The sequence below is a fragment of the Streptomyces sp. NPDC079020 genome (assembly GCF_044542225.1).
Lineage (GTDB): Bacteria > Actinomycetota > Actinomycetes > Streptomycetales > Streptomycetaceae > Streptomyces.
Genome location: NZ_JBITUB010000007.1, coordinates 266,721 through 277,828 on the forward strand (window position 1 = coordinate 266,721; position 11,108 = coordinate 277,828).

Consider the following 11,108-nt stretch of genomic DNA (forward strand, 5'->3'; position numbering starts at 1 on the left):
TCAGCTCTCCTGGTGCCGGCGGCGGTCGGTGGGCTGGGTGACCCGGTCCAGCATCAGGCCGAGGCAGACGATCGCGGCCCCGGCGACGAGTCCGGTGGCCAGGTCGCCCTGGCCGAGGCCGAGCACCACCTGGTAGCCGAGCGCACCGGATCCGACCAGTCCGCCGATGATGACCACCGCGAGGACGAGGACGACACCCTGGTTCACGGCGAGCAGCAGGGCGGGCCGGGCCAGGGGCAGTTGGACCTGACGCAGCTGCTGGCCGCGGGTGGCGCCCAGCGAGCGGGCGCACTCCATGGCGGCCGGGTCGACGCTCCGCAGGCCCTGCGTGGTGATGCGGACGACTGCGGGCAGCGCGTAGACGACGGCCGCCGCGGCGGCGGGGGCGCGGCCGACGCCGAACAGGGCGACGACGGGGATCAGATACACGAACTGCGGCATGGTATGGAAGATGTCCAGCACCGGCCGCAGCAGCCTCTCCAGGCGTTCGCTGCGGGCCGCCGCGACGGCGATGGTGAAGCCCAGGACGAGAGTGACGGCGACGGCGGCGATGACCTGGCTGAGTGTGTCCATGGACGGTTCCCAGACGCCGAGGACACCGATGGCCGCCATGGCCAGGACCGCGGTGGCCGTGGTCCGCCAGGTACCGAGGGTCCGGGCGAGGGCCGCGACGATCAGCAGCACCGACCACCAGGGCAGGCCCTGCAGTGCGCCGCGCAGCGGGTTGAGGATCCAGTCCGTGAAGCCCGCGGCCCAGTCGGCGGTACCGCCGACGACGGGCACTCCGGTGTAGAGGTGGTCGACCATCCACTCCTTGGCGGTGTTGACCGGCTGGGCGATGGCCACGGTCAGGCCCTCGGGCCAGACGCGGCCGTCCGTGAGCCGTCCCGCCACGGCGACGGCCGCCGTGATCCCGGCGGCCAGGGCCCAGCCGCGCGCGCCCCGCGGAGCGGCGGAACCGGCGGACGCCGTGCCGATCCGCCGTCCGGCCGCCTCCGTCGTACGGTCCAGGACGACGGCGAGGAGCACGATCGGGATGCCCGCGGCGAGGGCTGCGCCCACATCGACCGAGGACAGGGCCTGGTAGACGCGGTCGCCGAGGCCTCCGGCACCGATCACCGACGCGATGACGGCCATGGACAGCGCCATCATGATGGTCTGGTCGAGGCCCAGCAGGAGTTCCTTGCGGGCCAGCGGCAGCCGGGCGGTCAGCAGGCGCTGTCCGCCGGTCGCGCCGAGCGAGGACACCGCCTCCATGACCCCCCGGTCGGCGCCGCGCAGGCCGAGGGCCGTGAGCCGCGCCATCGGCGGAGCCGCGTAGACGACGGTGGCCAGGACCGCTCCGGGCACACCGATGCCGAAGACGAGCACCACGGGCAGCAGATAGGCGAAGGCCGGCAGCACCTGCATGGTGTCGAGCACGGGCCGCAGCACCCGGAAGGCCCGGTCGGAGAGCCCTGCCGCGAGCCCGAGGAGCAGGCCGAGCACCACGGAGGCGAGAACCGCGACGGTCATCAGCGCGAGCGTCTGCAGGGTCGGCACCCACATGCCCAGCAGCCCGCACACGAGGAACGAGACCGCGGCCGTCAGGGCGAGCCGGAGGCCGGCCGCGCGCCAGGCGACGACGGCGGCCAGCGCGGTGACACCCGCCCAGCCGAGGGCCAGCAGGAAGAGGTAGACACCGCGTACGCAGACCACGACCGCGTTGCTGATGTGGCCGAAGAAGTAGAGGAACACCGGGTGGCTGTCGCGGTTTCCCACGATCCAGGCGGTCACGTCGCCGAGCGGCGCCGACAGGTCCACGGTGAGCGCACCGGGCCAGGCTCCACTGCCCCAGCGGGCATGGACGAGCGGCACCACGACGGCGGCGAGCACCGCGAGCAGCACGAGTCCGGCGAGGGCGGACCGGCGGCGCGGCGCGGCCACCGGCCCCCGGCGCGGACTCCCGGGCGCCGGGCCGGTGGCGGTGGCGGAGGCGGAGGCGGAGGCGGAGGGAGGCGCGGGTGAGGGCTGGACGGTGGCCATCAGGCGGTCACCTCGTGGCCACCGTCCGGGGCCTGTGCCCCGGTGCCACCGAAGGGCGCTTCACGGCCGGCCCGGTCGCGGGCGGGGAACCCGTCGGAGGATTCCGCGGGCGCCCCGGTCCCCGCGACGACGGCGAGCAGGCACGCGTGGTCGACGACGCCGACCAGCCTTCCGCCGGCCATGACCCGGGCGGCGGGCTCACCGGTGCGGGCGACCGCTTCGATCGCCTCGAGGACGGTGGCGTCGGGGCGCAGCGCCGGACCGCGTCCGCTCTCCCCGGCGGCCGGGGGCCGCATGGCGGTGGAGACGGTGAGGACCTGTTCGCGCGGCACGTCCCGGACGAACTCGCGTACGTAATCGTCGGCGGGCGATCCGACGATCTCCTCGGGGGTGCCGAGCTGCACGATGCCGCCGTCGCGCATCAGGGCGATCCGGGTGCCCAGGCGCAGCGCCTCGCCGAGGTCGTGGGTGATGAACACCATCGTGCGGCCCTCCTCGCGGTGGAGTCTGACCACTTCGTCCTGCATCTCCCGGCGGATCAGCGGGTCGAGCGCGCTGAACGGTTCGTCGAAGAGGAGGACGGACGGGTCGACGGCGAGTGCCCGTGCCAGCCCGACGCGCTGCTGCTGCCCGCCGGAGAGCTGTGCGGGGCGGCGGTCCTCCAGACCGGACAGGCCTACCTTGGCGACGAGTTCGGCCGCCCTGGCCCGTCGCTCGGCGCGGCCCAGGCCCTGGATCTCCAGGCCGTAGGCGACGTTGTCGAGGACATTGCGGTGCGGCAGCAGCCCGAAGTGCTGGAAGACCATCGCGGCACGGTGGCGGCGCAGTTCGCGCAGCCGGGCGCGGTCCATCGCGAGGACGTCCTCGCCGTCGATGGCGATGGTGCCGCCGGTGGGCTCGATCAGCCGGGTGAGACAGCGTACGAGGGTGGACTTGCCGGAGCCCGACAGGCCCATCACGACGAACACCTCGCCCTTGCGGACGTCGAAGGACACCTCGCGCACGGCGACGGTGCATCCGGTGCGCTCGCGCAGTTCGGCGGCGGGCAGGGCGGCGTACTCGCTGCCGGGGACGCGGGCGGCGCGGGGGCCGAAGACCTTCCACAGGTCCCGGACGGCGAAGACGGGGGCAGCGGCTCCGGTCATCGGCCCTCGCCCCCGGTCCGGGCGTCGGCCGCGAGCAGTTCGGCGCACTTCTCGCCGACCATCAGGACGGCGATCATCGGGTTCACCGCGGGCATGACCGGAAAGACGGAGGCGTCGGCGATCCGGATGCCGTCGAGCCCCCGGACGCGCAGCCGCGGGTCGACCACGGCCCCCAGGTCCCCGGGCGCACCCATCCGGCAGGTGCCCGCGGGGTGGTAGACGGTGTGCGCGGCTCCGCGGGCGTAGGCGCTGATGTCCTCGTCCGAGGTGATCTCGGGGCCGGGGCACACCTCCCGCTTGAGCCAGCGGGCGAGCGGTTCCGTCTTCGCTATCTCGCGGGCGAGCCGGATGCCGTCGACGAGGGTGCGGCCGTCGTGGTCCTCCTCGTCGGTGAAGTAGCGGAAGTCCAGGGCCGGTTTGACCTCGGGATCGGCGCTGGTGAGGTAGAGCCGGCCGCGGCTGCGGGGTTTGGGGATGTTCGGGGTCATCGACACCCCGTGCGCGGGCTTCTCGTAGCCGAGCCGCTCCGGGTTGTCGGTGAACGGGAGCTGGTAGAAGTGGAACATCAGGTCCGGGCCCCGGGACCCGGGGTCGCGGCGGACGAAGAGTCCGGCGTCGGAGTCCATGGCGGAGTTCTCGGGGATGGGCCCGTCGGTCTCCCAGACGATCACCGACTCGGGGTGGTCGAGCAGGTTCTCGCCGACCCCCGGCAGGTCGTGGACCACGGGAATGCCCAGTTCCTCCAGGTCCTTCGCGGGCCCGATCCCGGAGTGCAGCAGCAGCCGCGGGGTGTCCACCGCGCCCGCGCAGACCAGGACTTCGCGCCGGGCGCGCAGCAGGATCTCCTCGCCGTCCTTCGTGCGGACGCGCACACCCGTGGCGCGGTTGCCGTCGAACTCCAGGTGGTAGGCCCAGGTCTCCAGCAGGATCGAGAGGTTCGGGCGGTCACCGGCCTCGATGTGCGGATGGAGGTAGGCCACGGAGGCCGAGGAGCGTTTGTTGTTCTCGGGGTGGTAGGCGAGGTCGAAGAAGCCCACGCCCTCGTGGAACGGCTCGCTGTTGAAGCTGTCGACACGCGGGACCCCGGCCGCCGTCCGTGCCGCGTCGACGAAGTCGCGGGCGATGGCGTTACGGTCCTTCTCGTCGACGGGCACGATGTTGTTGCGCAGCCGGGCGAAGTACGGGTCCATGGCTGCCGCGTCCCAGCCCTCGGCACCCGCCTCGGCCCACTCGTCCCAGTCGCCGGGCAGTGGTTTGAAGCTGATCAGCGTGTTGTGGGAGGAGCAGCCGCCGAGCACCCGGGCCCGGCTGTGGCGGATGTGGGAGTTGCCGCGCGGCTGTTCGGTGGTGGGGTAGTCGTAGTCGAGGTCGCCGCCGAGCAGCCCGAGCCAGCGGCGCAGGGTGAGCACGTCGTCGCGGTCGATGTCGGTGGGGCCGCCCTCGACCAGTGCGACGGTGACGTCGGGGTCCTCTGTGAGCCGGGAGGCGATGACCGATCCGGCGGTGCCGCCTCCGACGATCACGTAGTCGACGGGCTCGGGGAGTGCGGTGCTGTGGGGGGACGGGGGCATCGGCTTCACTGCTCCTTCTGCGAAATGCGCGTACGAGAGGGGAAGTTCATGCGACAGCGGTGATGTGGGGGGATGCGGGGGGCACGAGCGTGCGGGGGCACCGCGCCGCCCGATGGGCGGGCGCGGGCGCGTGCGGCGCTGTTCCTGCCGGGACCGCCGGAAGGCCGGGACAGCCGGAAGGCCGGATCAGCCGGACCGGTTCAGCCGGCGAACCAGCGCTGCGGGCGTGGGTTGAGGTTCTGGTAGATGTGCTTGGACTCGCGGTACTCCGCGAGTCCGGTGGGGCCCAGTTCACGCCCCGTACCGGACTTGCCGAAGCCTCCCCATTCGGCCTGCGGAAGGTACGGGTGGTAGTCGTTGATCCATACGGTGCCGTGGCGCAGCCGTCCCGCCACCCGCCGGGCACGGCCCCCGTCCGAGGTCCAGACGGCGCCCGCGAGACCGTAGTCCGTGTCGTTGGCCAGCGTCACGGCCTCTTCCTCGGTACGGAAGGTCTCCACGGTGAGGATCGGGCCGAAGGTCTCCTCGCGTACCACCCTCATCCCCCGGTGGCAGCCGTCCAGCACGGTCGGGCGGTAGTAGTAGCCGCCGGCCGGCCGCACGGCGGACGGTTCGGGGCGGGCGCCGCCGGAGCGGACGACCGCGCCCTCCTCGCGGGCGGAGGCGACGTACGCCTCGACCTTGGCGAGCTGCTGGGCGGAGACGAGCGGGCCGCACTCGACGCCCGGCTCGGTGCCGCGGCCGAGCCGGATCGCGTCGGCCCGGCGGGCCAGTTCGGTGACGAAGCGTTCGCTGACGGACTCCTCCAGGATGAGCCGGGCCCCGGCCGAGCAGACCTGGCCGCTGTGGAAGAAGGCGGCGTTCAGCGCCTGGTCGACCGCGGTGTCGAAGCCCTCCTCGGTGGCGCAGGCGTCGGCGAACACCACATTGGGATTCTTGCCGCCGAGCTCCAGGGCGACCTTCTTCACAGTGGGGGCGGCGGCCCGCGCGACCTTCGTGCCGCTGGCGAGGCCGCCGGTGAACGAGACCAGGTCCACGTCCGGGTGCTCGGAGAGCCGGGCCCCGACCGGGTCGCCCGCGCCGGTGACGAGGTTGGCGGCGCCGTCGGGCAGTCCGGCCTCGGAGAGCAGCCGGATCAGATGGACGGTGGAGAGCGGGGTGACCTCGCTGGGCTTGAGCACGAAGGTGTTTCCCGCGGCGAGCGCCGGGGCGATCTTCCAGCTGGCCTGGAGCAGCGGGTAGTTCCAGGGGGCGATCAGGGCGCAGACGCCCACCGGCTCGTGCACGACGATGCTGTGCACGTCGGGGTCCCCCGCGTCGACGACCCGGCCGCCGCTCTCGTTCATGACGAGGTCGGCGAAGTAGCGGAAGGCACGGATCACGTCGTCGACGTCGACGCGGCCCTCTTCGAGGGTCTTGCCCGTGTCGCGGCTCTCGGTGAGCGCGATCTCCTCGCGGTCGCGTCGGAGCAGCTCCGCGACACGGCGGAGCAGTCCGGCGCGCTCGGCGACGGGCCTGTGCGGCCACGGGCCGTCGTCGAAGGCGCGGCGCGCGGCCGCGACGGCGTCGTCGGTGTCGGGGACACCGCCCTCGGCGACGACCGCCAGGACGGTGGCATCGGCGGGGTCCAGGATCTCGCGTGTCGCCCCGGATCCGGCGGCCCGCCAGGTGCCGTCGATGTGGATGGTGCTGAGCGCCGACATGTCATGTTCTGCCTTCCGTGCCCGAAAAGCTCCCCGCGGGTCGGCCGGGAGCGCCCTGTGCGCGGCGGACCGGGTTCGCGGTCGCGCCGGCGGCCTGGACCCCCTCCCCGGTGCGAGGGAATGTATGCCGGGATCCTCACTCCGGGTGACATGCCTCACGTCGGGCGGCATCCCGGTCTCCGTCCGGCTCCCGGCTCTCCGGCCCCGTCCGCGCCAGCCATCGCGCGACCCGCTCCCAGCTCCCGGGGTCGTGCTCCCGTGCCACGGCGGCGAACCGCTCGGGCCGGGCGAGCAGCCGCCGGTGCCCGGGGTGGATCTCCGCGTGGGCGAGCAGCCAGCCCGCCATCAGGTGCGGATCGGCCGGGTTCGTACGCGCGCCGGCCCCGTACCCCTCGCGGGCCGCCCGCGCTTCGCCGGCGACGAGCAGTTCGTCCGCCGTGCGCCGCGTGGCGGACGGCGGACGGGGACGCGGATAGAGGCTGCCGCGGCCGTCCGTCCAGTACGAACGGCCCCCGGCCGCCGGGACGATCAGGGGCGGACAGGGCGGAACGGGGGCGGCTCCGGAGCCCGACGCGGCCAGCAGCGCGGCGCGTTCGCCCTCCGGGCACCGCAGATTGCGCAGCCGCCACTCGACGCGGTGGCTGGTCGCGGCGGCTCTGGCCCGTGCCACCGCCGCTTCGTCCACGGGCTCCCGCAGCCAGCCGTCCACGGTGTGCGAGAGCCGGGCGACCAGGCGCCGCCCGGGGCCGGTGAGCCGCGCCCGCGTGGCGAGGGTGCGCAGCACCATACGGGTCTGGAGGCGGCGCAGGGCGAACTGGAAGGGGGCCAGTTCCTCGGGGTCGGCGGATCTGTCGCCGATCCGGTCCCGCCAGAATCCGGCCACGCCGACGAAGGCGTACGCGCCGTGGAGCAGCCCCGGCAGATGGCGCGGGTCGGAGCGCCAGGGGGCGTAGTGCCGCTCCTCGCGGTCGTCGTCGAGCATCGGGAAGAGATGGAGCAGGGCGCCGAGCTTGCTGTGCTGGAACTCGTGCACGAGGGTCTCGGCGAGGGCCAGCCCGTCGCCGGGCCTGGCCACCACCATGGAGCCGAACGCGTCGCCGGTGGAGGCGCTGAGTCCGGCGGCCGGTACGGGGAAGCGCCGGCCGTCGCCCTGCGGGCGCCAGGGGACGATCCGGCCGATCTCCTCGGGGCGCAGCGCGCCCGCGTCCGCGCCGCCGGGCCGCAGGATGGCCAGGGCGTCCCGGAACAGGGCCTGCCACGAGTCCAGTTCGCCGGGAAGCAGGCGGGCGGGGGCGATCGGTTCGTCCAGGTCCCGGTAGGGATCGGTGTCGTCCAGCTGGACGTGCCGCGCCCCCTCGCCCACGGGCAGTCGGTGCATGGGCTGCCAGTGGGCGGATTCCGGGTCGGTGAGGGGCCGCACGGCGACCGGTTCGCCGTATCCCCCGCCGCTCTCCCGGCACCGGACCGTGATCGCTCCCCCGGACACCGCCGCGTGCACCGGGTGGAAGGCGTCCGCCGGGGGGTGCGGCAGCCTGATGAGTCCCAGCGCCGGGAGGCTGAGCGTCGCGGAGCGCGCGGGCAGCAGCAGTGCGGCGTCCGTTCCGGCGTGCAGCGCCGCCGTGGCGGCGACGGCGGCGAGCTGTCCGGCGTCCGCCCACAGCGGCGGGCCCGAGGTGGTGCCGTGCAGACGGCGCAGGGTGTGGGCGAGCCAGCTGCCGACCTGCGGGCTGAGCAGGAGCGCGTCCACGGCTTCCGGTGCGCGGGCGGCGGCGGTCTCCAGCACGGGCCAGATCGCGGGCGCGTCCAAGGGGCCGAGAATGCCGGGGTGTTCGTCGAGCCGGTCCAGGAGCTCGCGCAGCAGCAGAAGGCGACGGGTCCGCTCACCCTCGACCAGGAACGCGACGGCCTCGCGCGAGCCGCCACCCGAGGCGATCTCGTCGAACAGCGGGCCGGGCATGCGGATCGGGGCGTACACATCGCTCCCTGTCGTCGGCGGTGGGCTCCCTGCCCGTGCCCTCCGTTCGGCCGTGCGGTCCTGCGGCGATGCGGCTATTCGGCCCGTCCGGGTTCGGAACCGCCGACCATGGCGTTGCCCCGGGCGCGCCGGATCTCCGCCAGCAGCCGTGGGCCCGGGTCGGGGGCCGGGAGGCGGCGCAGATCGGCGATGCTCACGGCCGCCAGGTCCATGACGTCGCTCTCGACGTGGTCATTGGTGCGGTCGGCGGGTACCGGCTGGTACAAGGCGCGCTCCCCCTTCGCGAGCGGTGGCACACGATGCCACCGTTTACTCCATCATGACGAACGGGACCCCTTCCGGAAACCCGTGTGATCACGCCAGTCGATCATTTTCCTGCCCGCTGGGAAGCGATCAACTCCTTTATGGCCTCTTGGAGTTCGGCGGCCCGTTCCGGATCGACGTCGAACAGGGTGACCGCGTCGAAGAGTTCTCCCAGTCTGTCCGGATGCGCCCCGAGAGTCCGGACGATGCCGATGACATCGGTCCGCGGCATCGAGTGCCTCGGCATCCGCCCGACGACGGCGGCGGGCAGTTCACGGACGAGCGCCTGCCGTTCCTCGCGGTCGCTCATCAGGGGGTAGGCCAGCAGCGCCTCGACGAGCCGGGCCAGCGACCGGGCCCCTGCCGCACGGGCCCGCGCCGGGTCCCGCGGTGAAACGGAGGCCTCGGTACGGCCGGGTCTGTGCAGGTGGAGGGTCGGCAGCTGGTCGGTGCCGCCCGCCGCCCGGAGCGCGTCCAGCCGGCCGCGTACCGCCTCGAACAGGGCGTCGGGGTCGGGCACCGGGTCGGCGGGGAGTTCCCGCAGCACGATGTCCGAGAACACCCCTGTCCGGCGCTCGGGATCATTGGCCGCGCGCTGCCCCCTGGTGGCCGCGAACATCAGGACCTGTTCATGGGCCTGGACCCGCTGCCCCACCGGGAGCCGTTCGTCCGGCAGTGAGTGCGGGAAGTTGTGGCGTTCGTCGAACGTCTGGCAGGCGTCGACCATCCACGTCTGCCTCGCGAAACCGGTGAGCGTGTCGCTCCGGAGGGTGCTGCGGGCCGATTCGACATCGATGTTGCGCCGGTCGGGAACGGTCGCGTCGGCGCAGTAGAGCCGCAGCCGCTCGTCCCTGTCCAGCACCCCGTGCCCGCCCCACCACACCCACAGCGCGTCGCCGGTGCGGGCGGGGATGTCTGTGACGAAGGCGTTCCGCAGGGAGTTGTGGTCCGCCCTGCGGAAGGGGACGCCCGGGTCCTCGCCGTCCAGCGGCGCGAGGTGGAGCAGGATGTTGGTCTCCGGTACGCCGCGTGCCAGCAGCCAGTCACGGAACCGCAGGGCGTCCCTGACCGGTCCCGGCAGGTTCCAGCTGTCACCGGCGGCGTACCGCTCGATCCCGACCACCAGGGCGAGCACCCGGTGCGGTGCGGTCCGTTCCCGGGTCATGGGAGCCGCTCCCCGATCGCGCGGTAGACGGCCGGATCGCTCCAGTAGGCGCTGTGCGCGACGGGAAAGGGCTGCCTGCTGTCCGTCGCGATGTCCTGTGCGCGGTTCGGGAAGAGCGGCTCGGCGGCGTACCCGAGCAGGTCCCGGCGGTCGTAGAGATTCAGCCAGTGAGGGACGTGAGCGGGCAGCGGACCGGGGTGGGCGAGCGAGGGCAGTGCGCCGCTCTCGTACAGGAACGGGCCCTGCGACCCCACGGTCACCAGCAGTTCCACCCCGGGCAGCGGGCCCGATATCAGGGTGTCCAGGGCGATGATGCCGCCCAGGCTGTGGCCGAGCAGGACCACCGGGGGTTCGGTGGCGGCGACGAGGTCGCGCAGTCCCTGGCGCGTCCGCTCGCCCCGGGCCAGGTACTTGAGGATGTCCCCGGCCGCCGGGTGGGCGGCGTCCGTCAGGGCGCGGCGCCGCCGGACGGCGTAGTGGGATCCCAGGCGGACGAAGGGGCCGGCGACCAGGCCGAGGACCGCGCCGCGCTCCGTGCCCGCCGGGACGGCACCGAGCCGCGCGGCGAGCGCCTCGACCGCCGCGTCCCTGGCGTCCCCGTCCGCCAGTACCGGTTCACCGGACTCCAGGGCCGCCGTGAGGACCGTGGCGGTCAGCGCGCGGGCCAGTACCCAGGGCAGTTCCCCGGCGTCCAGCGACTCGGCCGCGGGCGCGAGCAGGGGGCTGCGGGCCAGTTCGGCGGCGGCCCGCTCCAGCCCCGGCCCGAGCTGTCCGGCCCGGTCCTCGCCGCGTGCGGCCAGGCCGGTGAGCAGGGCCCGGGGCCGCTCGTCGGGGAAGGCCGCGCCGGGCGGCGTGACGTGTGCGGTGGCGCCCGCCGCGGCCAGGGCCAGTTCGGCCGCGGGGTCCTCGTACAGCCGGGCCCAGGCCTCGGTCCCGTCCTCCGGGTCCCCGGGCCCCTCGGCGCTCCGGTGCGTCCCGGTGCCCGGTCCGGACGGGATGCTCGCGCCGCCCGCCGCGAGCGCGGCCCCGTACCGCTCGCCCCAGCGGTAGGCGGACAGGAGGACACCGGGTGCCGCTGTGCCCAGGCCCCGCGTGATCCGGTCGAGCAGGCCGGTGAGATGCGGTTCGCGCACTCCCGTGCCGTGGATGAAGAGCACTGTGGTCATGGGTCCGCCCCCGTTGGTCCCTCGTCCCCGGACCGGCCCGCCGACCGTGCGGCCG

The 11,108-nt window shown here is 74.0% G+C and carries 8 protein-coding genes; all 8 read right to left on the minus strand.

The annotated features are described in order from the left end of the window. Nucleotides 1–2,025 (minus strand): ABC transporter permease, encoded by a 2,025-nt coding sequence (locus ACIGJO_RS17295; protein ID WP_399958712.1) that lies wholly within the window; start codon nt 2,023–2,025, stop codon nt 1–3. Then, nucleotides 2,025–3,170: a glycine betaine/L-proline ABC transporter ATP-binding protein gene (locus ACIGJO_RS17300; RefSeq protein ID WP_399958714.1), complete on the minus strand. Its 1,146-nt coding sequence runs from the start codon at nt 3,168–3,170 to the stop codon at nt 2,025–2,027. Before ACIGJO_RS17300 ends, ACIGJO_RS17295 begins: the two co-directional genes overlap by 1 nt. Beyond that, the gene (locus ACIGJO_RS17305; RefSeq protein ID WP_399958716.1) at nt 3,167–4,741 is read right to left on the minus strand and encodes a GMC family oxidoreductase; all 1,575 of its coding nucleotides are present in this window, start codon (nt 4,739–4,741) and stop codon (nt 3,167–3,169) included. The genes ACIGJO_RS17300 and ACIGJO_RS17305 overlap by 4 nt, the downstream gene beginning before the upstream one ends. Nucleotides 4,742–4,941: 200 nt before the next feature. Continuing rightward, nucleotides 4,942–6,444, minus strand: a complete 1,503-nt coding sequence (locus ACIGJO_RS17310; RefSeq protein WP_399958718.1) for an aldehyde dehydrogenase family protein — start codon at nt 6,442–6,444, stop codon at nt 4,942–4,944. A gap of 136 nt (nt 6,445–6,580) precedes the next feature. Beyond that, complete coding sequence (locus ACIGJO_RS17315; RefSeq protein ID WP_399958720.1) at nt 6,581–8,419, minus strand: HEXXH motif domain-containing protein; 1,839 nt, start codon at nt 8,417–8,419, stop codon at nt 6,581–6,583. Nucleotides 8,420–8,493: 74 nt separating this feature from the next. Beyond that, the gene (locus ACIGJO_RS17320) at nt 8,494–8,685 is read right to left on the minus strand and encodes an aldo/keto reductase (RefSeq protein ID WP_329946679.1); all 192 of its coding nucleotides are present in this window, start codon (nt 8,683–8,685) and stop codon (nt 8,494–8,496) included. Between the two features lie 101 nt (nt 8,686–8,786). After that, nucleotides 8,787–9,887 carry a caspase family protein gene (locus ACIGJO_RS17325; protein WP_399958723.1) on the minus strand — a complete coding sequence of 367 codons (1,101 nt, stop codon included), beginning with the start codon at nt 9,885–9,887 and terminating at the stop codon, nt 8,787–8,789. Then, complete coding sequence (locus ACIGJO_RS17330; protein WP_399958725.1) at nt 9,884–11,053, minus strand: hypothetical protein; 1,170 nt, start codon at nt 11,051–11,053, stop codon at nt 9,884–9,886. The genes ACIGJO_RS17325 and ACIGJO_RS17330 overlap by 4 nt, the downstream gene beginning before the upstream one ends. Nucleotides 11,054–11,108 lie beyond the last annotated feature (55 nt).